Source organism: Bradyrhizobium sp. cir1 (assembly GCF_014198245.1).
GTDB lineage: Bacteria > Pseudomonadota > Alphaproteobacteria > Rhizobiales > Xanthobacteraceae > Bradyrhizobium.
Map to the genome: position 1 here is coordinate 658,642 of NZ_JACIHE010000001.1, position 25,175 is coordinate 683,816.

Consider the following 25,175-nt stretch of genomic DNA (forward strand, 5'->3'; position numbering starts at 1 on the left):
ACCGTCGTGACGGCTGAAGCGCAGCGGTGGCGCGCATTTTGGCCCATCCTGCTGTTCGCAGCGGGCCTTTTGGTGTTGACCGTGATCAGCGCCGGCTCCGTCTACCTCGTCAACAAGGCGAGAGACGACAGCAAATGGGTGCTCCACACCATCGAGGTGGAGAACCAGGTCAACACCCTCCTGCTCGAGGTCAGACGTGCCGAGAGCAGCGCCCGCGGCTTTCTCCTGACCCAGGGCCCGGATTTCCAGTCAGATCACGAGAGGGCGGTCGCGGCGATCATTCCGGCGCTCGACAAGCTCACGCGCCAGATCGGCGACAGTCCGGCGCAGCGCGACAGCATCGAGAAGCTGAGCGCGGCGATCGAGATCCGGCTCGGCCAGTTCGCGCGCGAGATGGATTTCATCAAGCAAGGTCAGACCGACAATGCCAAGGCGCTCGTCCGCGAGGCCGCCGCCGGCACCACGACCACCACGATCAGCAACTTCGCCAACGCGATGATCCGCGAAGAGGAACGGCTGTTCCGGCTCCGCTCCGTCAATGCCGACCGCAGCCAGACGCTGGCCGCCTCCCTCACCGGCATCGGCTCGGGTCTCGTCGTGGTGCTGGCGCTGATCTCGATCTGGCTGCTGCGCCGCTCGGCAAGCATTCGTGACGAGGCCGAGACGCGCCTGCGCGATGCCAACCTCAATCTGGAGGCCGTTGTCGACGAACGCACGGCCGACCTGCGCGAGGCCAACAACGAGATCCAGCGCTTCGCCTATATCGTCAGCCACGATCTGCGCTCGCCGCTCGTCAACATCATGGGCTTCACCAGCGAGCTCGAAGAGCTCGGCGGCGACATCTTCCGCCGTGTCAGCAGCCTCACCCACGTCCCGGCCGGCGGGCCGCCCTTGGCCTCCGGCGAGATCACGCTCGAAGGTCCCGACAAGCAGCTTTCCGAGGATTTCTCCGAGGCGCTCGGCTTCATCAAATCGTCGATCGCCAAGATGGACCGGCTGATCTCGGCGATCCTCAACCTCACCCGCGAGGGCCGGCGCGAATTCCAGCCGGAGAAGATCGACATCCGCGAGTTCGTCGAGGCCATCGTGTCGACGCTGGCGCATCAGGCCGCCGAAGCGCAGGCCGAGATCCACGTCGAGCCGCTGCCTGACATCGTCAGCGATCGCCTTGCGCTGGAACAGATCTTCTCCAACCTGATCGACAACGCGATCAAATACCTGAAGAATGGCGTGCCCGGAGAGATCAGAATTCGCGGGCGTACCAAGCTCGGCTATGCCATCTTCGAGATCAGCGACAACGGCCGCGGCATCGACGCTAGGGATCATCAGCGGATATTCGACCTGTTCCGCCGTGCGGGAACCCAGGACAAGCCGGGACAGGGCATAGGTCTTGCCCATGTGCGTGCACTTGTGCGCCGTCTCGGCGGCACCATGTCGGTATCGTCGGAACTGAACGCGGGCAGCACGTTCACCATCACGCTGCCCGTCGCCTGGAACGCCAGCACCCGGAAACCAGATCGATGACGCAGCCAGTCACCATCATCATGATCGAGGACGACGAGGGGCACGCCCGGCTGATCGAGCGCAACATCCGCCGCTCCGGCGTCAACAACGAGATCATCTCGTTCGCCAACGGCACCGATGCGATGAAGCACCTGTTCGGCGCCGACGGCAGCGGGCTTTCCCAGAAGGGCAATGCCCTCTTGATCCTGCTCGACCTCAACCTGCCCGACATGAGCGGGATCGACATCCTGAAGCAGATCAAGGAAAACAGATATCTCAAGGCCTCGCCCGTGGTCGTGCTCACGACCACCGACGATTCCCAGGAGATCAAGCGCTGCTACGAGCTCGGCTGCAACGTCTACATCACCAAGCCCGTCAACTACGAGAATTTCGCCAACGCCATCCGGCAGCTCGGGCTGTTCTTCTCGGTCATCCAGGTCCCGCCCGCCGCACCATGAACCAGAGAATGCCGACATTGCTGTATATCGACGACGACGACGCGCTGGCGCGCCTGGTCGAACGCGGCCTGACCCGGCGCGGCTACAGGGTCGTCCACGCCGCCAGCGGCGAGGAAGGCCTCGAGCACATCCGCCGCGCCTGCGCCCAAGCCAACATCGAAGACAGCATCGAGGGCAGCATCGACGTCGTGGCGCTCGACCAGTACATGCCGGGCCTCGACGGCCTCGAGACGCTCGAGCAGATCATGGCGATCCCGGACGCCCCTCCCGTGGTGTTCGTCACGGCGTCGCAGGACTCCAGCATCGCGGTCACCGCGCTGAAGGCGGGTGCGGCCGATTATCTCGTCAAGGACGTCAAGGGCGACTTCATCCCCCTGCTCCACGTCGCCGCCGAGGGCGCGCTGCGCCAGGCCGAGCTGCAGAAGGCACGCGAGGAGGCGGAAGCCGAGATTCACGCCTCGCGCGACCGCTATGCCGCGCTTGCCGCCGAACGCGAGATGCTGCTGCGCGAGGTCAATCACCGCGTCGGCAACTCGCTGCAGATCATCGCCTCGCTGCTGCACCTTCAGGCCAGCTCCGCCGCGCAGGAAGAGGTCAAGGCCGCGCTGACCAACGCGATGGGCCGCGTCGCCGCGGTCGCGCAGGTGCACCGCCGCCTCTACACCTCGCAGGACCTGAAGAGCGTGGTGCTGAACCAATATCTGGACTCGCTGCTCGAGGATCTGCGCCGCTCGGCCGAAGGCAACCGGATGTCGCGCCTGACGCTGAAGGCCGAGCCGGTCGAGATCGACCCGGACCGCGCCGTCGCCGTCGGCATCATCGTCAACGAGTTGGTGATGAATGCGGTGAAATACGCCTATCCCGACGGCGCCGGCCCGATCCATGTCGAGCTGACCTCGCAGGGCGAGGATCTCCTGCTGACGATCGCCGACGACGGCGTCGGCGACAACGTCAAGGCCGACCCGCGTTCTACCGGCATGGGCCAGCGCATCGTCGCGGCCATGGCCACCAAGCTCGACGCCTCAGTCGAGCGCGACCCCGCCCACAGCGGAACCCGCATCTTGCTCAGGTTCCAGCGCACGCCCACCGCGCCCGACAAGACCAACAACGCCGCCGCGAGCTGACCGCACCTCGCCCCCATCGCAACCGCATTGCGATCCTGCTATTGTCGCAAGCCATGACTTCGCGCGATTCCGCCCCGTCTGAGATCACGCCGGCCGTGCTGCTGCGTGCCTATGCCTGCGGCATCTTTCCGATGGCCGAAAGCGCCGACGATCCGACCCTGTTCTGGGTCGAGCCGGAGCTGCGCGGCGTCATCCCGCTCGACGGCTTTCGCGTCGCCTCGCGGCTCGCGCGCACCGTGCGGTCGGATGCGTTCCGGGTGACCGTCAACACCGCCTTCAAGGCCACGATTGCCGGCTGCGCGGCGCCGCAGGAAGGTCGCGAGGACACCTGGATCAACAAGCGTATCCGCGACCTCTATGGCGGCCTGTTCGAGCTCGGTCACTGCCACAGCGTCGAGGCCTGGCAGGGCGACGACCTCGTCGGCGGGCTTTACGGCGTGAGCCTGGGACGGGCCTTCTTCGGCGAAAGCATGTTTCACACCGCGCGCGATGCCTCGAAGGTCGCGCTGGTGCATCTGGTGGCGCGGCTGATCCATGGCGGCTTCGAGCTGCTCGACACGCAATACGTCACCGAGCATCTGAAGAGCTTTGGCGCCGTCGAGATTTCGCGGCGGCGCTACACCGCGCTGCTCGACAAGGCGCTCGCCGGCGAGCCCGGCGATTTCCTCAGGCTCTCGTCCGGCGATGCGATCCCCGGCGCACGCGCGCTCGAGATCATCGCCTCGCGACAATAAATCAGATCTATCGGCTGCCGAACCCGGGGATGCCGAACAGACCTGGCCGCTGCTCCGGTGGCGGCGGCGGAGCGGGCTGCTGTTGCGGCGGAGGCGGCAAAGGCTGCGGCGGGCGCTGCTGCACGGCCTGCTTGGGCGCGGCCTTCTTCTGCGCGGGCGGCGGCGGAGGCGCGGGCTTGGTCGCGGGATCCGGTGCCGCGGTTGCAATGGTCTGCTGCGGCTCTTTGCAGTCGGTCAGCCAGATATCGTAGATCGGATGCTCGACGCCGTGCAGGCCGGGGCTTGCCGCATACATCCAGCCCGAGAAGATCCGCTTCACCTCGCCCTGCAAGGTGATCTCGTCGACCTCGACGAAGGCGTCGGTGTTGGTCGCTTCCGTCGCCGGCCGCGTGTAGCAGGCGTCGGTTTTGACCCTGAGCGCACCGAACTGCACGGTCTCGCCGATCTCCTCGTCGAAATTGATGATGCGGCCGGTGATCTTGTCGAGGCCGGAGAAGGTCGCCTTCTTGTTCACGATCTTCTGGGCCGGCGGCTCGGTCACGACCTCGTCGCCCGGCTGCAGGCTCGCCGGCGTCTGCGGCACGGCACCGCCCGGCCCGCCCTTCTGCTGGGGCTGGCGCTGGCCGGGCGCACCCGGGGCGCCTTGCGGACTGGGCGGAGCAATCGCGGCGGAGGGCGGCTGATTTGGCGGCGCGACGGTCGAGCCTGGCGGCGGCGCCAAAGGCTGGGTCTCGACCGGTCCCGGCATGACATTACCCTGGCGGCTCGGCGGCGGCATCGGGCGCGACGGCAGCACGCGGCCCTGCGGCGGCAGCTCGGGGACCTCTTCGTCGTCGTCGGGCACCTGCGGCTGCGGCTGGCCGCGCGGAATGCTGCCCGGCGGCCGCGGCGGCGGATCGGAGAAGATCGTGCCGATCTGCGCCTGCGCAGGCGTTGCAGCCGTCAGCGCGGTGGCGGCCAGCAGCGCCGCAAGGCCTGTCAGGGTAAAGGTTTTGAACATCTCGCGCGGCTTCAACAGCGAATCGGGCTTGTTGGACACATTCTACAGGGGATACCGCCGCTCGCAGGCCCTCCGGTTAACACGCCGAATACGGCGGGGGAAGGGCGGCATCCCTGCCCTTCCCGGCGCTGTCTGGCCAGACCGGCTCCCGGATGGGATAGTCGGATACCACTCCCGGGGCCCAAGACGGGCAAAAGACGGGCATTCGCCTCCCGGAAACAACGTCCAACCATAACAGAATCCTCAGAGGTCGCCCCCGATGCCCGTTGTCCTCGATCCCGACGCCGCCGCCGTCTACAAGGCCTTCCAGGTGGCCGGCCGGCCCGCCTACGAGACCCTGACCGCGCCGGAGGCCCGCGCCTATTATCTGCAGGCGCGCTTTGCCACCAACCCCGAGCCGCCCGAGCTTGCCCGCGTCGCCCCTCTCGCGATCCCGGCGCCGCACGGGGCCGTCCTTGCCCGCCTCTACGTCCCGAACGAACCGCGCCGGCACGACGGCTTGTCGCCAGCCCTGGTGTTCTTCCACGGCGGCGGCTGGGCGATCGGCGATCTCGACTCCCACGACGTCGTCTGCCGCCAGCTTGCCGTTTCGGGCGCGTTGATCGTGATCTCGGTCGACTACCGCCTCGCGCCCGAGCACAAGTTTCCCGCCGCTGCCGATGACGCGATCGCCGCGACAAGGTGGATCGCCGCCAATGCACGCGAGCTCGGCATCGACGCCTCACGCCTGTCGATCGGCGGCGACAGCGCCGGCGGCAATCTCGCCGCGGTCGTGGCGCTCGCCGCCCGCGACGCCGGCGGCCCCGCGATCGCCGGCCAGCTATTGATCTACCCGGCAACCGATTTCGCCATGACGCACGGCTCGCACCGCGAGGCCGAGACCAGCGTGCTGCTGACCCATTCGGTGATCCGCTGGTTCCGCGATCACTATCTCAACGGCACCGCCGACATCCACGACTGGCGCGCCTCGCCGGCGCGCGCGCAAAACCTGGCCGGCCTGCCGCCGGCCTATGTGCTGACCGCCGGCGCCGATCCGCTGCGCGACGAAGGCGATGAATATGCCGCGCGCCTGAAGCAGGCCGGCGTATCAGTCACGTACAAGCACTATCCCGGCCAGTTCCACGGCTTCTTCACCATGGGCAAATTGCTGCAACAGGCCAATGTCGCCGTGAGCGAAATTGGCGCGTGGTTGAAGGGATTGGGCTGACGCACCTTCCTCCATGCCTTCCATCCTCAAAACCCTCTTCGCCCTCCCCCTGCGCGCCCTGACCTGGCTCGGCGGCCAGGGCACGCGCGCCGTGGCGGCGATCGCGTTCATCGCGGTCGCGGTGCCGCCGCTCGGTGCGCTGCTGCGTCCCTACGTCACCGAGGCGATCCTCTGCCTGCTCTGCATCTCCTTCCTGCGCGTCGATCTCGTCGCGCTGTACGGCCACCTGCGCCGGCCGGCCTTGATCGCCAGCGCGACGGCCTGGACCACGATCGGCGTGCCGCTGGTCGTCGGGCTCCTCGCCCATGGCAGCGGGCTGGACCGAAGCTCCCCCGGCCTCTTCCTCGCGCTGATGCTCCAGGCCATGGCCTCGCCGATGATGGCCGCCCCGGCGCTCGCCGCGCTGATCGGCCTCGATGCCACGCTGCCGCTGGTCACGCTGGTCACCGCGACCGCGCTGGTGCCGTTCACGGCCTCGCTGTTCGCAAGCCTGTTTCTCGGCGACATGCTCAGCATCTCGCCGCTCGCGCTCGGCGCAAAACTGCTCACCATCCTCGCGGTCTCGCTGATTGGCGCAACCGCAATCCGCTGGATGTTCGGCGCCGCTGCGATCCAGCGCCACAAGCGCCCGATCGACGGTTTCAACATCCTGATCCTGCTGGTCTTCGCCTCCGCCGTGATGGGCGACGTGGCGCACGACTTCGTCGCCGATCCCGTGTTCGCGATCGGCGTCGCACTGCTCGCCTTCGCGGTCTATTTCACCCTGCTCGCTGTGACGACGCTGATCTTCCGCCGCGCCGGCACCGAGCGTGCGTTCGCGATCGGCCTGATGGTGTCACAGCGCAATCTCGGATTGATGCTGGCGGCGACCGCGGGCGCGCTGCCGCCGACGACCTGGCTCTATTTCGCGCTGACGCAGTTTCCGATTCATCTGGCGCCCTATCTGCTGACGCCAATCGCGCGGCGGCTGACTATGGACAGCGACGGCGCCAGCGCGACGGCCCCAGACACCACGAGCTAGCACGCTTTCATGTCGGCGCCCCAGCAGGTTTCGACGCCTTGAAGATATAGCGATTGGTGCTGAAGAAATATTGTCCCGCCCCGGCGAGGTGCTCGAACTCGCTGTGCCATGCATTGAGATCATCGGCGGAGACGTCGTTCGTGCGGCCGACGAAATCCCGGATACCCTGTGCCAGTCCCTTGCTGTAGCTCTCGTCATCGTACCGCAAATTCAGAATCGGAAAGACGGACGCTCCGTCCAGATGAAATCCGGCATTGACCAGTCTTGAGGCCATCGATCTCGGCAGACGCGGATGGGCGCAGTGCGCCTCCCATGATTTCATGACGGAAGCCATGCGTTCCCGGTTGTCGGAATGCCAGACCACAGCGTCCCAATCCGTTGCGACGAAAATCGCTCGGCCGCCCGGTTTCAGGACGCGAAATGCTTCGATGAGGACGCGGTCGACATCGGGCACGTGCTCGGCGACCTGAGTGCAGACGACGGCGTCAAACCACGCATCGCGCTGATCCAGCTCCGTCGCGTTGCCGACGGCATATGAAATCCACTCCGACGCCTTCTGCCGGTTGCAGACGGCGATCAGGTCGGTCGACACATCGATGCCTACGACAGATCCATGAGGCCCGACGGGCTCAGCCATGCTTTCGCAGAGATAGCCCGGACCGCATCCGATATCGAGAACACGCTCGCCGGCAGACAGATCGAGCTGCCGGATTGTCTCCGCGCGCTGGGCCTTCACATCGCCCGTGAGATAGAGTCTCTGAAGCCGTTTCGCGTTCTCATTGCTGTACTCCATTCCGCTCATCGTCGCCTCCATGGTCGCACGGCAAGTGAGATTTCCTATCCCGCCCGCGCCGCGCGCCGCAGCGCCTGCGGCGGCTGGCCGAAAGCGCGGATGAAGGCGCGCCGCATCCGCTCGGGATCGCGGAATCCGGTGGTTTCCGCAACCAGCTCGATCGCCTCGCGCGAGGACTGCACGCGCTCGCGGGCGACTTCGAGCCGCAAGCGCTCGATCGCCTTGGACGGCGTCGTGCCGGTCTCGGCGGCGAAGGCGCGGGCAAAATGCCGCGCGCTCATGCCGGCGCGATCGGCGAGCTCCTCCACGGTCAGCGGCGCGTCGAGATTTTCGCGCGCCCAGGATAGCAGCGCGCCGAAGCGTCCGTTCGGCGCCTTCAGCTCGAGCAACGAGGAGAATTGCGACTGGCCGCCGCTGCGACGATGGTACAGCACGAGCTGCCGCGCCGTCGCCTGCGCGATCTCCTCGCCCTGGTCCTCGTTGACCATCGCCAGCGCAAGGTCGATGCCGGCCGTGATGCCCGCCGAGGTCCACACATTGCCGTCGCGGGTGAAGATCTGGTCCGGCTCGAACTTCACTTTGGGATAGCGCGCGACGAAATCGCGCGTCCGCCCCCAATGCGTGGTGGCGCGGCGGCCGTCGAGCAGGCCCGCCTCGGCGAGCACATAGGCGCCAGAGCAGACGCTGGCGACCCGCGCGCCGCGCTTCGCCAGCCGCTGCACGAAGGCGCGCGTGACCTCGCAGCGCGCGGCCTCCGCAACGCCGGCGCCGCCCGCGATGACGAGCGTCGTGATCGCATTCGCCGACTTGAAATCACGCGCCATAATCTCGACGCCCGACGAGCTGCGCACAGGCCCTGCGTTCAGCGCCAGCACCCGCAGCGCAAGCGGCTTGCTGGAAGCACGTGCCGCGATCTCGAACACCGAGATCGGGCCGGCCGCGTCGAGCAACTGGAAGTCTGGAAAGATCAGGATGCCGATCATGGGCCAGCTCCAAATGTCATGTCCGAAAGTGAGGGAATTACGCCATTTTGGACAGAAGAGCATCATGCCAGTTTGCTCCCGTCAAGCTCTTCATTGGAGGTTCTCATGTCGGCGCCGCTCCAGATTGGACTCTTGGTGTTCCCGCGCGTCACCCAGCTCGACTTCACCGGCCCGTTGCAGGTGTTCGCCGCCGTCCCCGGCGCAAAGCTGCATTTGATCTGGAAGCGCCTCGAGCCGGTGCCGAGCGATTCCGCGCTCATCGTGACGCCGACCACGACATTCGCCGACTGCCCGCAACTCGACGTGATCTGCGTGCCCGGCGGCCGCGGCACCGACGACCTGCTCAATGACGAGGAGGTGCTCGACTTCCTGCGCCGGCAGGCCGAGGGCGCCAAATACGTCACCTCGGTCTGCACGGGCTCGCTGGCACTCGGCGCCGCCGGCCTCTTGAAGGGCTACCGCGCCGCCACCCATTGGAGCGCGATGGAGATGCTCGCCCAATTCGGCGCCACGCCCACCAGGACGCGCGTCTGCATCGATCGCAATCGCGTGACGGGCGGCGGCGTCACCGCAGGCATCGATTTCGCGCTGACGCTGGTGTCGATCCTGGTCAACCGCACCGCGGCGGAGGCGATCCAGCTCGGGATCGAATATAATCCGGCGCCGCCGTTCAATTCCGGCTCGCCCGACACGGCGCCCGCCGAGGTGTTAGCTGCCGTCAAGCAGCGCATCGCACCTTTGCAGGCCTACCGCCTCGATGCCGTCAAGCGAGCGGCGGAGCGGGTGGTGTAGAGCGCGACGGCGCCTCCGTCTCCCGGACGCGCTGTAGCGCCGCGAGCGCGAAGTGGCGCAGGCTGCATCAGCAGCGTCATTGCGAGCGCAGCGAAGCAATCCAGCATCTTTCCGCGGAGGCAGCCTGGATTGCTTCGCTGCGCTCGCAATGACGGAGTTCGGAGCAGCAGCATTCGCTCCTCTCCGGTCCGGGCGCTGAGCGGCACCCAAAAGAAAAAGGCCGCTCGGTTTCCCAAGCGGCCTTTCCTGTCTTACGGCGGCTGCACATTCACATCGGGCGATTTCGGACCTTCCAGACCGGGGGCCTATCTCCCGATCGAGTCCTTGTCGGCGGCCGCTGCATTTCGGGACAGTCGCGAGCTGTTGCCCGAACCGAACGCGATGGTTTCCCATCTCCGTAAGATGGGATCATTGAGCCGCATCGCCCGTATCAGTGCAACAGCCGCGCAAGCGACATCCCCGCTGTTCCCGTTGTCCACAGCGGCGTGATGCGGATGCCGATGCATCCAGTCGAATGATGGAAGATCGCAGCCGGCTAGCCGGGCGTCCAGGGCTGATAGTCGCCGGTTGCCTTGGGACGCTTGCCGCTGGCGAGCGTCGAGCCGGAGGGCCGGTAGGCCTTGGCCGTGCCCGTGAGATTCGGCTGGTGCGGCTTTTCCCACTCGCGCGGCTGGTAGTTGATCTCGGTCGGCGGGGTGTCGACGACGTGATGGATCCAGCCGTGCCAGTCCGGCGGGATGCGGCTCGCCTCGGCATAGCCGTTATAGATCACCCAGCGCCGCTCGAAGCCGAGGGTCGGATCGATCGCCCCGCCGCGGGTGCGATAATAGAGGTTGCCCTGCTGGTCCTGGCCGACCAGTTCCCCGTACCGCTTGGTCCAGAGCTGGGTGCCAAACGTCTGGCCACTCCACCAGGTGAAGAACTTGAGGAAGAATTGTTTCATGCGGCAAGGGCCCTGCTTCGTCGGGTCCTGATGCCATCCGGACGGCGAAATGTCCAGTTCGCCGGGTGCGGCCGTACCCGCCACAAATGCGTACTCTGGACAACTGCTCTCCGCCGCAAATCGGACGCGATCCGTTCATTCCGGGTACAGCGGTCCGGTGAGACGCTGCCTCGCGCGCAAACCGGCGTGATCCTGGAACCACCGTCCCGTCGCTGGGTTGGCTTCCGGGAAAAAGGAGCTTGATCATGAAAAGTCTGAAAGTCTTGAGCGCGGCAGCCGCCTTGGCGCTGGTCCTTCCGCTGGCGACGCCGAGCTTCGCACAGGGCCATGGTGGTCACGGCGGCGGTGGCGGTGCGCATTTCGGCGGTGGCGGGGGTGCTCACTTCGGCGGCGGTGGCGCGCGGATCGGCGGGGGCGGCGCGGCCTTCCACGGCGGCGGCGGCAATTTCGCTGCCGGCGGGGCCATGCGTCCGAGTGGCGGCAGTTTCGCGGCCGGCGCGGCGGCACGTCCGAGCGGCAGCAGTTTCGTCGGTGGCATGGCGAGCCGGCCGACCATCTCGCCGTCCTTCAGCGGGACGCGGAGCGTCGCAACCGCGGGCAACTGGCAGGGCGGTAGCGGCAATTGGAGCGGCCATCACTGGCATCATCGTCACGGCGGCTTCTGGCCCGGCTTTGCGGCTGGCGCCGCGATCGGCGGCCTCGGCTCGTATGCCTATTACGGCGGCGGGTACTACGATGACCCCTACTACTATGGCGACAGCTACTATGATGAGCCGTCAGTGGCGGTGGTGCCCGACAGCGGCGGCGACGATTCCGCAGCCTACTGCGCGCAGCGCTACAGGTCGTATGATCCGGCCTCCGGCACCTATCTCGGCTATGACGGGCAGCGCCATCCCTGCCCTTGAGCGCACCGATCACGCCTGACGCAAACGGCGTCGCAGCGATGCGGCGCCTTTTTCGCGTGTGCCGCGCCCCTCACCTGTTCCGCGTGCATCGGCCTCGTTGCTTGCGACGTTGTGTACAAGTCGATGCAAACGGACCTCTATTCACCGCGCCGTGCATATCTCCCCCGATCCAATCCAAAATTGACCCGGCACTCGATTCGCGGATATCACACATTACTTGTGGGGACTTCGATCTACTGGGAAATGTCATGCCGCGTATCCTCGTGGTAGATGACGATCCGATGGTCGGCGCGACCATCGAGGTCCTCCTCCAACGTCAGGGCTTCGACGTCACGTTGGCTGACGGCGGCGAAGCGGGACTGGCTGCGCTGGAAACGCAGGCCTACGACGTGATGCTGGTCGACATCTTCATGCCGCACATGCGCGGCTTCGAATCCATCCGCATCTTTCACGAGCGCGCGCCGGCGATCCCGCTGATCGCGATGTCCGGCTACGCCTTCGCCTCGTCCGCCTCGCCCTCTCCCGATTTCCTGCGCATGGCGCTGGAGCTCGGCGCGAGCCGCTGCCTGCGCAAGCCGTTCACGCCGGACGCGCTGCTGACCAGCATCCGGGAATGCCTCGCCGGCGGGAGCGCGCCGAAGGACAAGAAAGAAGCCCCTTGATTCCAACGCAGCGCGTCATTCTCGGTGCTGGACTTGCAATCCTCCTGATCATCACCGCAGCCTCGATCGCCCTCGACGTGAAGTCGCGGTCCGAGGCCGCATGGGTCAATCACACCGTCCAGGTGCAGAAGAAGATCTCCGACCTGCGCGTGCTGCTGCGGCGCGCCGAGAGTGCCGCGCGCGGCTACGAGCTCTATCGCAGCCCGGGTTTCAAGGACGAGTTCGAGGCGGTGCGCGCCCAGATCGCGCCGGCGCTTGCCGATCTCAAGAGCGGCGTGCGCGACAATGCCGATCAGGTCGCGCTGCTGGAGGGCACCGAGCCGCTGGCGCTGCGCCGGGTCGAGATCGCCGCCGAGGCGATGCGCCTGCGCGCCATGAACGACGAGGCCGGCATCGCCGTGCTCAACGGCAAGGCCGAGGGCCGCGGCCTGATGGCCACGGTGATGGGCAATCTGGACCATTTGAGCGCGGAGGAAGAACGCCTGCTCGCCGCGCGCTCGCAGGATTCGCGCCGCACCGGCATCGTGCTGCTCGGCATCGATGTCGCCGGCGCGCTGGTGATCCTGCTGCTGGTCGTGATGGTGATGCGCGAGAGCCAGCGCACCCAGTTCGCGCTCAAGAGCACGCTGCTGGAGACCACGGCCGCCAAGGAGCAGCTCGAGGCCGCGGTCGCCGAGCGCACCGAGCATCTGGTCGCCGCGCATGACGAGCTGCGGCTGTCGGTCAACGTGCTCCAGAGCACCTTTCGCAGCATGGCGGAGGCGGTGCTGGTCATCGACGCCGAGGGCAACGTCCTTCTGTCCAATCCGGCCGCCGAGCGCATGCTGCTGCACCGCGCCGGCATGAACCTCGGCAATCTGCGGGCGCTGTCCGACGTATTTCACGGCGACGGGCTCACGCCGATGAAGGCCGAGGAGCTGCCTTCGGCGCGCGTGCTGCGCGGCGAGGAATTCGAAGATCTGGAGATGATCGTCCGGCCGCACAGCGGCAATCAAGTGCGCCATCTCATGATCAGCGGCCGGCCGATGCTGGACGGACAAGGCGACATCTCGGGCGCGGTGCTGGTCTATCACGACGCGACCACCTCGCGCGAGACCGAGCGGCAACTGCACCAGTCGCAGAAGCTGGATGCCATCGGCAAGCTGACCGGCGGCGTCGCGCACGACTTCAACAACATGCTGACCGTCATCTCCGGCAACACGGAAACGCTGGTCGCGAGCCTGAAGCAGCAGCCGGAGCTGCAGCGCGTGGCGCGCCTGATCGACGATGCCGCTGAGCGCTGCGCCGAGCTGATCCAGCATCTGCTCGCGTTTGCGCGCAGGCAGCCGCTGCAGCCGCGCAACGTCGAGATCAACGCCGCGATTACGGACATCGCAAAACTGCTGCGCCCGACGCTCGGCGAGCAGATCCAGATCGAGACGGTGCTGCAACAGGGACCGATGACGGCCCATATCGATCCGTCCCGGCTCACCAATGCCGTGCTCAACATGGCGATCAACGCCCGCGACGCCATGCCGAACGGCGGCAAGCTGCTGCTGGAGACCCACCGCGTCGTGCTCGATGAGGCCTATGCGCAGGCCAATGCGGAGGTTCGGCCCGGCCCCTATGTGATGCTCGCGGTCAGCGACACCGGCACCGGCATGTCGGCCGATACCCAGCAGATGGCATTCGAGCCGTTCTTCACCACCAAGGAGGTCGGCAAGGGATCGGGACTCGGCCTCTCCATGGTCTACGGCTTCGTCAAGCAGTCCGGCGGCCACATCAAGATCTACAGCGAGGAAGGCCACGGCACCACGATCAAGCTCTATCTGCCGCCGGGCGAAGGCACGCCGGACGCGGCCGCGACCGTTGCGCCGCAGGCCGAAGGCGGTGCCGAGACCATTTTCGTGGTCGAGGACGATCCGCTGGTGCGCAACTTCGTCACCGCACAATTGCAGAGTCTTGGCTACAAGACGGTCGCCGCGCCCGACAGCCGGGCGGCGCTGGAAATGATCGAGGCCGGTCAGGCCTTCGATCTGCTGTTCACCGACGTCGTCATCCCCGGCGGCATGAGCGGGCGCGAGCTCGCCGAGAAGGTGGCAGCTCTCCGCCCCGGGCTGAAGGTGCTCTACACCTCCGGCTACACCGACAACGCCATCGTCCACCACGGCAAGTTAGATGACGGCGTGCTGCTGCTGACGAAACCCTATCGCCGCAACCAGCTCGCCGAGATGATCCGCAAGGCGCTGGGCGGTGGCGGGATGGCGAGTTAGCGCGTCGCCAGCACCACCGCGGCCAGCGTGAAGACCAGCGCGGCGATCTGCCCTGCCCCGAGCGGCTCGCCCAGCGCGATCGCGGAGGCGACGACGCCGATCACCGGCACTGCCATGGTGCCGATCGCGGCGACGGAAGCCGGCAGGCGCGAAAGTGCCGCGAACCAGCTGACATAGGCGATGCAGAACTGCACCACGGTGGAATAGACCAGCAGCCACCAGCCGACCGGCGTCACCAGCGACAGATGCGTGGTCTCGATCAGGAGGCCGATGACCGAGATCGGCAGGCAGCCGATCCCGATCTGCCAGGCCGCGGCCGTGATCGGCGGCAGATGGATCGGGTACTTCTTCGAGAACACCGTGCCGACGGCGAAGCCGAACGCGCCGCCCAGCGCCATGATGATTCCCGGCAGCTTCTCCGCGCTCGCGGCAATGCCGTTGCCGCCCATGATCGAGGCCAATCCCGCAAAGGCCATCACCAGCCCCAGCGTGCGCAGCACGGTCGGCCGCTCCCCTAACACCGGCCAGGCGATAATCGAGGCCCAGACCGGCATGGTGTAGGCGATCAGCGCCGCCTCGCTCGCCGGCAGCCACAGCAGCGCCAGCCCCATCAGCACCATCCAGCCGGTGACGTTGAGGGCGGCGGCGGTCAAGAGGCGCGGCCAGATCGCAGGCCCGACCTTCAGGCTCTGCCGGCGGACGACGGCCAGCGCCGCCAGGAGCACGGCCCCGAGCACGCCGGTGACCCCGCGCAGGGTGAGCGGCGGCAGCTCGGCGAGCAGGAACTTCGTTACCGGCCAGTTGAAGCCCCAGCCGATCGAGGTGATCGCAAGGAACATCAGGCCGGCCGGGGCGATGCGCGGTCGCGCATCCCGGCGAGTCGAATCATGCATGTGGGTAGTCCGGCAAAATCGAGATCAGCTTGGCCCGGATTCGCTAGCCCGACCACCACCTCAGCGGGCATGCCTGCCTTCACCCTCCGTAGGGCTACGTGAGTCCAGCTGACGCAATCCCATTGCTCAAAAATATAGCTGCCCTGTGAACAGCGGGATGAAGGTCCGCATCATCGCCGGATGCAAATTTTTTCGGTTGGGAATCCCTGAGGACTCACTGATACTTGGCACAACAACAGGCGCGGCCTTGACCCCTGTTATCCCCCGCAATCCACCATATTTAGTATTTGATTCAGGAACTCGCACTAGTTCTTGACGGGCGCAACGGAGAGTCCTAGCTTTCGATCCGTTCGGCGCGAGTGAGTTTGCGTCCCGCCGGCACTCCCCCAAAGGGTCTCGCAAATCACCACTCCGCCGGCCGGCCAAAGGCAGCGGAATAAGGGCTTGTCTGCCCTGTGAAAGCGGACTTTTCGGGCGCCAGAACGGGCCGGCAAAAGGCTCGGATGGCATCGATAGAAGTTGTGACGTTGTGGGGCGTTGAACGCATGTCGCGCACATCCCGTTGGGGCGGATGAGCGTGGACGTGCCGGCGGATGATCGATGCACGCATCGAGCAATCGCGCCGGGAGAAACTGGGCCGGAATCCACCGGCTGAACTGCGAAGCCTTAAGGCCACAAACGGCCTGGGAGGAATCGCGAACTGAAATGACGACCCGGCACGCCCCCAACGAGGGGCGGGACCGGTCAAAGATAAGGACGGGGCAAGACCATGCGGATTGAGCGGCGCCACACCACCACGGGACAGTCACCTTACGCGGGAATCGAATTCCGCCTGACCACGTCGGAGATTCGCAATCCCGACGGCTCGGTCGTGTTCAAGCTTGATAACGTCGAGGTGCCGACCGAGTGGTCGCAGGTCGCCTCCGACGTTCTCGCCCAGAAGTACTTCCGGAAAGCCGGCGTCGCCGCGCGCCTGAAGAAGGTCGAGGAGGAATCCGTCCCCTCCTTCCTGTGGCGTTCCGTGCCCGACACCGACGCCCTGGCCGCGCTCCCCGAGAAGGAGCGCTACGTCAGCGAGCTCTCGGCAAAACAGGTGTTCGACCGCCTCGCCGGCTGCTGGACCTATTGGGGCTGGAAGGGCGGGTACTTCACCTCGGACGCCGACGCCCAGACCTTCTATGACGAGCTCCGCTACATGCTCGCCATGCAGATGGTCGCGCCGAACTCGCCGCAATGGTTCAACACCGGCCTGCACTGGGCCTATGGCATCGACGGCCCCGGCCAGGGCCATTATTACGTCGATCCCTTCACCGGCAAGCTGACCAAGTCCAAGTCGGCCTACGAGCATCCGCAGCCGCATGCCTGCTTCATCCAGGGCGTCGGTGACGACCTCGTCAACGAGGGCGGCATCATGGATCTCTGGGTCCGCGAGGCCCGCCTGTTCAAATACGGCTCCGGCACCGGCTCCAACTTCTCGCGCCTGCGCGGCGAAGGCGAAAAGCTCTCCGGCGGCGGCCGCTCGAGCGGCCTGATGAGCTTCCTCAAGATCGGCGACCGCGCCGCCGGCGCCATCAAGTCGGGCGGCACCACGCGCCGCGCCGCCAAGATGGTCGTCGTCGACGTCGATCACCCCGATATCGAGACCTATATCGACTGGAAGGTGAAGGAGGAGCAGAAGGTCGCCGCCCTCGTCACGGGATCCAAGATCAACCAGAAGCACCTCAAGGCGGTGCTGAAGGCCTGCGTCAACTGCGAAGGCTCGGGCGACGACTGTTTCGACCCCGAGAAGAACCCGGCGCTGCGCCGCGAGATCAAGCTCGCGCGCCGCAGCCTCGTGCCTGACAATTACATCAAGCGCGTCATCCAGTTTGCCAAGCAAGGCTACAAGGACATCCAGTTCGACACCTACGACACCGACTGGGATAGCGAAGCCTATCTCACCGTCTCCGGCCAGAACTCCAACAACTCGGTCTCGCTGAAGGACGACTTCCTTCGCGCCGTCGAAACGGATGGCGACTGGAACCTGAACGCCCGCACCTCCAAGAAGGTGACGAAGACGCTGAAGGCGCGCGACCTCTGGGAGAAGATCGGCTACGCCGCCTGGGCGTCGGCCGACCCGGGCCTGCACTTCAACACCACGATGAACGACTGGCACACCTGCAAGGCGTCCGGCGACATCCGCGCGTCCAATCCGTGCTCGGAATACATGTTCCTGGACGACACGGCCTGCAACCTGGCCTCCGCGAACCTGCTGACGTTCTACAACACCACGACAAAGCTGTTCGACGTGGAAGGCTACGAGCACCTCTGCCGGCTCTGGACCCTCGTGCTCGAAATCTCCGTGATGATGGCGCAGTTCCCGTCGAAGGCGATCGCCGAGCTCTCCTACGAGTTCCGCACGCTCGGCCTCGGCTACGCCAATATCGGCGGCCTCCTGATGACCATGGGCCTGCCCTATGACAGCAGGGAAGGCCGTGCGCTCTGCGGCGCGCTGACCGCGGTCATGACCGGCATCACCTACAAGACCTCGGCCGAGATCGCCGCCGAGCTCGGCACCTTCCCCGGCTACAAGAAGAACGCCGCGCACATGCTGCGCGTCATCCGCAACCACCGCCGCGCCGCCCATGGCGAGGCTTCCGGCTACGAGGCGCTCTCCGTCAACCCGGTGCCGCTCGACCACGCCTCCTGCCCGCAAGCCGACATCGTCACCCATGCCAAGGCGGCCTGGGATGCGGCGCTTCAGCTCGGCGAGCAGCACGGCTATCGCAACGCCCAGACCACGGTGATCGCGCCCACGGGCACGATCGGCCTCGTCATGGATTGCGACACCACCGGCATCGAGCCCGACTTCGCGCTGGTGAAGTTCAAGAAGCTCGCCGGCGGCGGCTACTTCAAGATCATCAACCGTGCGGTGCCCTCCGCGCTGCGCGCGCTCGGCTATCGCGAGAGCGAGATCGCGGAGATCGAGGCCTACGCCGTCGGCCACGGCTCGCTCTCCAACGCGCCCGGCATCAACGCCTCGACCCTCAAGGCCAAGGGCTTCACCGATGAAGCCATCGCCAAGGTCGAGAAGGCCCTGCCGACCGCCTTCGACATCAAGTTCGCCTTCAACAAGTGGACCTTTGGCGAAGATTTTATTCGCGACCAGCTCGGCATCGGTGCCGAGGCGATCGCGGCCCCCGGCTTCGACCTGCTCCAGGCCGTGGGCTTCACCAAGCGCGAGATCGAGGCGGCCAACGTCCACATCTGCGGCGCGATGACTGTCGAAGGTGCTCCGCACCTCAAGGCCGAGCACTATCCGGTGTTCGACTGCGCCAACCCCTGCGGCAAGATCGGCAAGCGCTATCTGTCGGTCGAGAGCCACATCCGCATGATGGCAGCTAGCCAGCCCTTCATCTCGGGTGCGATCTCCAAGACCATCAACATGCCGAACGACGCCACGGTGGAGGACTGCAAGTCCGCCTACATGCTGTCGTGGAAATTGGCCCTGAAAGCCAACGCGCTCTATCGCGACGGCTCCAAGCTCTCCCAGCCGCTCAACTCGCAGCTCATCAGCGACGATGAGGACGAGGACGATGCGGTCGAGCAGCTCTATGAGAAGCCGATGGCGGCGCGTGCCGCCCAGGTCTCGGAGAAGATCGTCGAGAAGCTGGTCGAGCGCATCGTCGTGATGCGCGAGCGCGAGAAGATGCCTGACCGACGCAAGGGCTACACCCAGAAGGCGGTCGTCGGCGGCCACAAGGTGTACTTGCGCACCGGCGAATACGACGACGGCCGTCTCGGCGAGATCTTCATCGACATGCACAAGGAAGGCGCAGCGCTCCGCTCCTTCATCAACAATTTTGCCATCGCGGTCTCCCTAGGTCTGCAATATGGCGTGCCGCTCGATGAGTACGTCGACGCCTTCACCTTCACCCGCTTCGAGCCGGCGGGCCCCGTGCAGGGCAACGACAGCATCAAGTACGCGACCTCGATCCTCGACTACGTCTTCCGCGAGCTGGCGGTGAGCTACATGTCGCGCTTCGACCTCGCCCATGTCGATCCCAACGAGACCGGCTTCGACGCGCTCGGCAAGGGCGTCGAGGAAGGCAAGGAGCCGGACGAGGACGCCGGCCACCACGCGACCCGGCTGGTCTCGCGCGGCCTCACCCGCTCGCGGACCGACAACCTCGTCGTGATGCGCGGCGGCTCGACCGCGGTCTCGCAAGGCAACGACAGCGCCCCCGCCGGCGGCAACAAGGTCACCGCCCTCGCCTCGCACGGTGCGTCAGCCCGTGTCGGCGATGCCATCGAAGGCGCCGTCGCCCTGAAGCAGGAAACCAGCCACGACCTCTCCCCCACGGAGAAGCTCGAGCAGCTGCAGTGGAGCAAGGCCGGCACCGCCGCGGTTGCGGCCCCCAGCAAGGCCGAGCGCCGCGCGGAGGCGAAGGCCAAGGGCTACGAAGGCGAGATGTGCAGCGAGTGCGGCAACTTCACGCTGGTGCGGAATGGGACCTGCATGAAGTGCGATACGTGCGGCAGCACGACGGGGTGTTCGTGAGGTCGCAACTCACGATGATCGTTAGCCCGGCTTGACCCGGGCATCCACGAAGGGCGGCCGGAAGGCCGCCCTTTTGCATACGCATCCAATTCGTTCGATAGAAATACCCTTGCGCCACTTCTACTTTTGGTAGAGTCTGACGCAGATATATTATTTTCAAATGGATGATTTTTGAGAGGGAACTAGATGGAGGGAGAACACCACCACCGAGAACATGGCACTGATGTCCAAGCATCAAAAATATTGGCCGGCCTCCGTGAATTGAGCGACTTGCTCGATGAACCAAAGACAGGAGAAGCTCTCGATCTTGCCAAGAACGCCAGGACAACAGAACAGTACAACATTCTGCGTCGATTGCGGCAGAGTCTAACTCAATACCTCGAACGCGATGGCGACCTCTTCTACGTTGGCCTAGTGGGTCATTTCTCTTCGGGAAAATCGAGCACAATAAATTCAATCCTAAACACTTGGGATACCGATCGCGAGCGTCGAACCGACCTCAATCCTACCGACACGACCATTACGCTAATCACAAGCGAGGAGAACTCAAAGTCTCTGCTTGGAGTAATTCGAGAAGGACACGTCACCATTCGTCACGAGTCGGTCGAAAGTCCGTTACTGCATAAGATTGCGATAGCCGACACGCCCGGAAGTGGGGATACTCAATTTGTAGAGGAAGTCGCTCGTGACTTTCTCCCGATTTGCGATGTCATTCTATTCTTTTTCTCCGCAACCAGCCCCCTCGACAAAACTGACCTTCCTCTCCTTACCGAAATACATCGGAGGCTGCGCTTTATCCCCATCAGATTCATCGTGACCAGGGCAGATGAATTTCGTCTTGATCAGTCTAAACCGGTGTCTTCCACCACTTAGACGGCGCCAAACGCGACCGATTCCTCGGAGACGTCCTTACACGGCTAAACAAGCTATTTCATCCGATCGTTTATACTGAGGAGCAATTCATTCTCATCGACAACAAGGCCGCGTATAATATTGAAAAGCTCGTCAATTTAATTCAGACCAAATGCGACCCGAATAATCCCAATGCGCGCATCGTCATGCACGGTCACAAGCTCCACTACTTTCAATCGACCGCGAAGGAGCTGAAGACATTTTTTGGCAATTTCATCGACGAAAAGCTGCGCGAGCTCAATAAAATTGTGAGCACGGCCGAACAGAATATTCAGCTCTATAACAAGAATGTTTCAATCTCGAACAACAACCTGACCAAGAACTGGTTGGACCAACTTGGATCGATCCGCTCCACCCGCGAGCGAACAATGAAGAGTTTACGGGTAATCGATCAGATACCAGCACGTGCAGGCTATTTTGAATCAGTGGCTACGAGGCGCTCGTCAATTACGAAGTTTCTCTACGATCACGCTCACCACACCGCTCGACAGCTGGAATCGAGAGTTCGGCTTGAGATAGCAAGAAACTTGCGTTGGAGGCTGGAGGAGCTACGACTTTGGGACCAGGAAGCTCCCTTGTTGCAATCAGAGAAGATTGCGTCTGATCTGGTTGGAATTGACCCAGACACGCTTTTGCCCTTGGTGCCTGCCAACATCGTAGGCGATTGGTCCGGTTTGAGAGAGGCGAAAGCGCACGCAGTCAGAGAAGCCGCAGCGGACTTACGCCGCCTCTGCGACGAACTGGCTACCTTAATCGCGGAGAAATCTCCGGTTCGCGAATGCGAGACTGAGGTTCTCAATGCCCAAAACTCGCTAACTCTCGATCTTGATCAGTTCTTTAGGAATGCTGAGTTGTATCGAGACGGCGTCTTCTCCCACACAACAAAGGAATCCATTTCGACTTTGGGCATTGGCGCACGACTTGACGCCCTTGAGTCTGAGTTCACTCAGAGCGATACGACCGCGTTCACAAATGAAACAATGAGAACGCTTTTCCCCGATTTTAATGATGTGTCTACCCGCGCCCTCACTAGTTTCGCTGCTATCGAGAAAGATCTCAGACCACTTATCGCAGGCCTTGGCGAGCTCAAGATACCGTCGCCTGTAACCGGTACGCGAGAAATAGCCCCTAGTATCGAAGCTGAGCAAAAGCAGCTTCAAACCTCAATTACCGGTGAACTGAGCGAAGACATCCGCCATCTGACCGGACGCTTGGATATCCAATTGTCCAGCACCATCGCGGAAGCAAATCAACAGTATAATGCAGATATTTTGAACGCCAGACGGAGACGTCGGTGGCGATATATAACCGCTATGCTGGGAACGGTGGGGTTGGCCTCAGTTGCGTACCTGTTTTACATCTACGTGAACCGGGATGTACCACAAGACATGCTTAACTCAATCGCCTGGAATCTTGTGGCCGAAGTAATCGCAGTGGGCGTTGGCTGGGGAATAGCAAAGTGGTTCGATGATTTTCCAAAAACTACCGCGAGGATTTTAGGAGATTCGCGATCAATTCTTAAGGGAAAAGTGTTTAACATAGTCGACGAGGCACTGAATTCGCACGATTTTTCGACACTCGACGAAGCTAAACTTGCCGAGAAGCTTTCGGCGTCCTATGCGCGACTTATTGAGATCGATCCTGATGGCTGGGAACAAATAGCAACAGAACGCATCGATGCCCTCCGGCACTCCGAGAACGACTATCGCCGTTTGCGCGCGGAATATGAAGTCGTCATGGATGATGTATTTGATCACACGTCATCGTATTTCAGCGACGCGACAAAAAACCTTGACCGCCTCACTCGGGTGGCTGCTCGTGTTAAGGAGCGCGCTATTGAGCCCTCATTTGAGCTGCTTGCAGAAACGCGTGCATCTCTAGAACAAGTCAAAAACCAGATTCGCTCGGTAGAGTTTCAAACATGAGCGGCCATCTTCGTGTCCCACAAAGGAGCGCACCTATTGGCGCTGGCGGTGGAGTTTTGGTCCGCTGGCGTAACCCGGCGCCTCTGCGCGCGCCGGGATGAAAGAGGTGGGTTACGCCAAGGGACTGCGCTTCGCGCGGCCCGGGGCTAACCCACCCTGCGGCCCTGCCGATGCCCGGCAAAATCTCACCACATGGCCGCCACGCCAGCGACAGCCCACAATCGCGATTTCAGCGCAAACGCGACGGAGGCTCGCGGCTTCATCGATATTCAGGAGCCATTTGCAATGTTGAGTGCGGTGGAAAACAAGCCAAGGGGAAAATCCGGCCGGCGCGGTGGCAAGAAGAAGGCCGGACAACGGACCGGGGCCGGCGAGCAACGCGCAAGTGCGGCGCATCAATTGCCGGATGCCTCGGCGGAGAGCAGGCAAGAGACCGAGCAAGAGCCGAGCCGACAGATCAGTGCTGAGATACCTTCGGCTGCAGCCTTGCCGGACGAGGCTTCCGCGATGGAAATCGCTGCAAGCCCGCCCGTCGCACCGGTCGAACCCTTCCAGGCCAGCACGCAGGCGATTACCGACGCCTATAGCGACTACATCAGGACGTCGCTTGAGCAAGCCTGGAGCTTTGTGGGAAAGCTCGCGACGGCGCGTTCACCCGTCGAAGCATTTGAGCTTCAGATGGAATACGCGAAACAGGCGTGCGACTCGTTTGTCGCCGAATCCCAGAAGATCGCCGAGTTGCATGACCAATTGACCAGACAAAGGGTCATGCATTTTGAGGGGGTCGTGGCCAGGCTCACCCAGACGACGCTCGAAATCCGCGCGATACGTCACTAACGGCAGCTGCGTATTGCGACGCCGCGGGGCTGGACGCCCCTGGGATGGTCAATATCCTTGCGAAACCCATCATTCGCTGATGGGCTTCGCTCCGCTCGACCATCCTGCGAACTGCGCTTTGCGCAGTAAATCCGTAGGGTGGGTTAGCGGGCGGTCGCGCGAAGCGCGGTCCGCCGGCGTAACCCACCACCTCTCCGCGCGCCGAGATGAAAGAGGTGGGTTACGCTTTCGGCCACCCGACCACCCCACGCTTTCGTGTCCGCGGAGACAGAAGTGGTGGGTTACGCTGCGCGAACTGCGCTTTGCGCAGTCGCGGAGCTAACCCACCCTACGCGCTTAACGACCGCCTGGAGTTCAGTACCCTGACTTCGAGCCGGCGGTCGGCCTCGTGGTCGAGCCGGTGCTCGGCCTCGTGCTCGCGCCGGTGGTTTGACCTGTGGTTTGTCCTGGAGCGTAGCTCGACGCGCCGGGGCTGGTGCTCTTCGAGGCCTTCGCGTGATGCTTCTTCTTATGTCCGGGAGCGTAGCTGGAAGCGCCCGGCTCGCCTGTCTTGGAACCCGTTTGCTGCATCTCATGACCCGGCGTCTTGCTCGATACACCCTGGGCAAACACGGCTGGGGCTGTAGCCATGACAACGGCAGCCGAAAGCGCGATGATCATTGCTTTCATGTTGTTCTCCTCTAACAAGCCCCTCATGAAAACGGAATGAGCCAGCGCCCGTTCCTCTCAGCGAACGTCCATGGTGAGACCGGCGCTGCCCAACTGGTCCCTTTCGCCGCCGCAACGCCGTGAACGGGCTTTTCGAAACGGATCATGCCGCAAGGCAAGACCGATCAGGACTGTTCGATCAGGATCGGTGAACCGAGCTCTTCGAAACGAAAGAGCTGAAACACCCGCTGGCCATTGAAGTCGAGCACTCTCAAATCATCGGTCTCGTGCAGGTTGCTTTCAACCGCCTGAAAGTGCCCGCCGTAGCGCTCCCTGGCGAGCGACAAGGGAACCTCGAACGCGACGAACTTGCCGATCCCTTTTTGCCTGAGCACCCCGAGAAGCTTCAGATCGTTCAGGGACTCATGCGAGGTAAGAACAAGCAGCGGACCGCTCGCCGTAAGCAGCAAAAGCGATTTCATCGGATCCTCCTTTTGCACCCTACCTGATCTTCGCCAGGCACTCCTTCAGGCGCTCCAGCTCCGTACGAACCTGGGCCTCCATGGCGTCTTGCAATGCGAGGATGCCCCTGCTGGACAATTCTGCAGAGGCCTTTCTGTCCAGATTCTGCTTCCAATCCCGGATGCCTTGCTTGGTTGCCCGTTGGGCCTCCGACGTCGTCTTGGCGTATTCCTTCATGCAGGCGTCGGCCATTGCGCATGTCTGGCACTCCTGGGCGGCGGCCGGACTTGAAAGAAGCAGGGCGAGTATCGCGGTAGGGACCCTCATTGCGGTTCCTCCCGCAACAGCATAGCACGTCGAAGGTCCGTAGGGTGGGTTAGTCCGGCAGATGCGCGAAGCGCGTCTGCTGGCGTAACCCACCTCTTTCGTCTCTCCGCAAACAGAAGCGGTGGGTTACGCTGCGCGAACTGCGCTTTGCGCAGTCGCGGAGCTAACCCACCCTACGCGCTACCCACCCTCCGCGCTCACTCCGCCCCGCTCCCGGGCCCGCCATAATTTTTCCTTGGCACACGCGTTGTGTC

At 63.9% G+C, this 25,175-nt stretch carries 22 protein-coding genes; 14 read left to right on the top strand and 8 right to left on the bottom strand.

Going from position 1 to position 25,175, the window contains the following annotated elements:
* Positions 1-6: 6 nt before the first annotated feature.
* From GGD63_RS03145 to aat, 4 genes are read left to right on the top strand one after another with little or no spacing between them, the layout of a single operon-like run.
* Positions 7-1,524: a CHASE3 domain-containing protein gene (locus tag GGD63_RS03145; RefSeq protein ID WP_183239422.1), complete on the top strand. Its 1,518-nt coding sequence runs from the start codon at positions 7-9 to the stop codon at positions 1,522-1,524.
* Positions 1,521-1,961 carry a response regulator gene (locus GGD63_RS03150; protein WP_183239423.1) on the top strand — a complete coding sequence of 147 codons (441 nt, stop codon included), beginning with the start codon at positions 1,521-1,523 and terminating at the stop codon, positions 1,959-1,961. Before GGD63_RS03145 ends, GGD63_RS03150 begins: the two co-directional genes overlap by 4 nt.
* Positions 1,958-3,085 (top strand): sensor histidine kinase, encoded by a 1,128-nt coding sequence (locus GGD63_RS03155; RefSeq protein ID WP_183239424.1) that lies wholly within the window; start codon positions 1,958-1,960, stop codon positions 3,083-3,085. The genes GGD63_RS03150 and GGD63_RS03155 overlap by 4 nt, the downstream gene beginning before the upstream one ends.
* Positions 3,086-3,138: 53 nt before the next feature.
* Positions 3,139-3,819 (top strand): leucyl/phenylalanyl-tRNA--protein transferase, encoded by a 681-nt coding sequence (gene aat / locus GGD63_RS03160; protein ID WP_183239425.1) that lies wholly within the window; start codon positions 3,139-3,141, stop codon positions 3,817-3,819.
* Positions 3,820-3,826: 7 nt separating this feature from the next.
* Here aat and GGD63_RS03165 read toward each other — a convergent pair whose 3' ends face one another.
* The gene (locus tag GGD63_RS03165; protein WP_183239426.1) at positions 3,827-4,858 is read right to left on the bottom strand and encodes a DUF2155 domain-containing protein; all 1,032 of its coding nucleotides are present in this window, start codon (positions 4,856-4,858) and stop codon (positions 3,827-3,829) included.
* A 220-nt stretch (positions 4,859-5,078) separates the two neighbouring features.
* Here GGD63_RS03165 and GGD63_RS03170 point away from each other — a divergent pair, with 220 nt between their 5' ends.
* Both GGD63_RS03170 and GGD63_RS03175 read left to right on the top strand, forming a co-directional pair.
* On the top strand, positions 5,079-6,026 hold the full coding sequence (locus GGD63_RS03170; protein ID WP_183239427.1) for an alpha/beta hydrolase: 948 nt from the start codon (positions 5,079-5,081) through the stop codon (positions 6,024-6,026).
* Between the two features lie 13 nt (positions 6,027-6,039).
* Positions 6,040-7,047 carry a Na+-dependent transporter gene (locus GGD63_RS03175; RefSeq protein WP_183239428.1) on the top strand — a complete coding sequence of 336 codons (1,008 nt, stop codon included), beginning with the start codon at positions 6,040-6,042 and terminating at the stop codon, positions 7,045-7,047.
* A gap of 7 nt (positions 7,048-7,054) precedes the next feature.
* Here the strand turns inward: GGD63_RS03175 and GGD63_RS03180 are convergent, their stop codons facing one another.
* Positions 7,055-7,849 carry a methyltransferase domain-containing protein gene (locus GGD63_RS03180; RefSeq protein ID WP_246785341.1) on the bottom strand — a complete coding sequence of 265 codons (795 nt, stop codon included), beginning with the start codon at positions 7,847-7,849 and terminating at the stop codon, positions 7,055-7,057.
* A 35-nt stretch (positions 7,850-7,884) separates the two neighbouring features.
* Entirely contained in the window at positions 7,885-8,823 is a 939-nt protein-coding gene (locus GGD63_RS03185) for a GlxA family transcriptional regulator (RefSeq protein ID WP_183239430.1), read from the bottom strand.
* A gap of 105 nt (positions 8,824-8,928) precedes the next feature.
* Between GGD63_RS03185 and GGD63_RS03190 the strand changes: the two genes are divergently transcribed.
* On the top strand, positions 8,929-9,615 hold the full coding sequence (locus tag GGD63_RS03190) for a DJ-1/PfpI family protein (protein ID WP_183239431.1): 687 nt from the start codon (positions 8,929-8,931) through the stop codon (positions 9,613-9,615).
* 535 nt (positions 9,616-10,150) lie between these two features.
* Here GGD63_RS03190 and GGD63_RS03195 read toward each other — a convergent pair.
* Positions 10,151-10,558, bottom strand: a complete 408-nt coding sequence (locus tag GGD63_RS03195) for an NADH:ubiquinone oxidoreductase subunit NDUFA12 (RefSeq protein ID WP_183239432.1) — start codon at positions 10,556-10,558, stop codon at positions 10,151-10,153.
* Between the two features lie 245 nt (positions 10,559-10,803).
* On the opposite strand from GGD63_RS03195, the gene GGD63_RS03200 reads away from it, so the two are divergent.
* The 3 genes from GGD63_RS03200 (at position 10,804) to GGD63_RS03210 (ending at position 14,377) form a co-directional block, all read left to right on the top strand.
* Positions 10,804-11,463 carry a BA14K family protein gene (locus GGD63_RS03200; protein ID WP_183239433.1) on the top strand — a complete coding sequence of 220 codons (660 nt, stop codon included), beginning with the start codon at positions 10,804-10,806 and terminating at the stop codon, positions 11,461-11,463.
* A 248-nt stretch (positions 11,464-11,711) separates the two neighbouring features.
* Positions 11,712-12,125, top strand: coding sequence for a response regulator (locus GGD63_RS03205; protein WP_183239434.1), 414 nt, complete (start codon positions 11,712-11,714; stop codon positions 12,123-12,125).
* The gene (locus GGD63_RS03210; protein ID WP_183239435.1) at positions 12,122-14,377 is read left to right on the top strand and encodes a CHASE3 domain-containing protein; all 2,256 of its coding nucleotides are present in this window, start codon (positions 12,122-12,124) and stop codon (positions 14,375-14,377) included. The genes GGD63_RS03205 and GGD63_RS03210 overlap by 4 nt, the downstream gene beginning before the upstream one ends.
* On the opposite strand, the gene GGD63_RS03215 is transcribed toward GGD63_RS03210, so the two are convergent.
* Positions 14,374-15,270, bottom strand: a complete 897-nt coding sequence (locus GGD63_RS03215; RefSeq protein WP_183239436.1) for a DMT family transporter — start codon at positions 15,268-15,270, stop codon at positions 14,374-14,376. The two genes, GGD63_RS03210 and GGD63_RS03215, sit on opposite strands and share 4 nt — an antisense overlap.
* A gap of 769 nt (positions 15,271-16,039) precedes the next feature.
* Between GGD63_RS03215 and GGD63_RS03220 the strand changes: the two genes are divergently transcribed.
* The 4 genes from GGD63_RS03220 (at position 16,040) to GGD63_RS03235 (ending at position 23,484) form a co-directional block, all read left to right on the top strand.
* A complete protein-coding gene (locus tag GGD63_RS03220) occupies positions 16,040-19,810 on the top strand; it encodes a vitamin B12-dependent ribonucleotide reductase (RefSeq protein WP_183239437.1) in 3,771 nt (1,256 codons plus the stop codon).
* Between the two features lie 186 nt (positions 19,811-19,996).
* A complete protein-coding gene (locus GGD63_RS03225; RefSeq protein ID WP_183239438.1) occupies positions 19,997-20,683 on the top strand; it encodes a GTPase in 687 nt (228 codons plus the stop codon).
* 185 nt (positions 20,684-20,868) lie between these two features.
* The gene (locus GGD63_RS03230) at positions 20,869-22,647 is read left to right on the top strand and encodes a hypothetical protein (protein WP_183239439.1); all 1,779 of its coding nucleotides are present in this window, start codon (positions 20,869-20,871) and stop codon (positions 22,645-22,647) included.
* 192 nt (positions 22,648-22,839) lie between these two features.
* Entirely contained in the window at positions 22,840-23,484 is a 645-nt protein-coding gene (locus GGD63_RS03235) for a phasin family protein (protein WP_183239440.1), read from the top strand.
* Between the two features lie 354 nt (positions 23,485-23,838).
* Here GGD63_RS03235 and GGD63_RS03240 read toward each other — a convergent pair whose 3' ends face one another.
* The 3 genes from GGD63_RS03240 to GGD63_RS03250 form a co-directional block, all read right to left on the bottom strand.
* Positions 23,839-24,153 (bottom strand): hypothetical protein, encoded by a 315-nt coding sequence (locus tag GGD63_RS03240; protein ID WP_183239441.1) that lies wholly within the window; start codon positions 24,151-24,153, stop codon positions 23,839-23,841.
* Positions 24,154-24,317: 164 nt separating this feature from the next.
* On the bottom strand, positions 24,318-24,614 hold the full coding sequence (locus GGD63_RS03245; RefSeq protein ID WP_100234502.1) for a cytosolic protein: 297 nt from the start codon (positions 24,612-24,614) through the stop codon (positions 24,318-24,320).
* A 19-nt stretch (positions 24,615-24,633) separates the two neighbouring features.
* Positions 24,634-24,846 (bottom strand): hypothetical protein, encoded by a 213-nt coding sequence (locus GGD63_RS03250; RefSeq protein WP_244607659.1) that lies wholly within the window; start codon positions 24,844-24,846, stop codon positions 24,634-24,636.
* Positions 24,847-25,175: the final 329 nt, after the last annotated feature.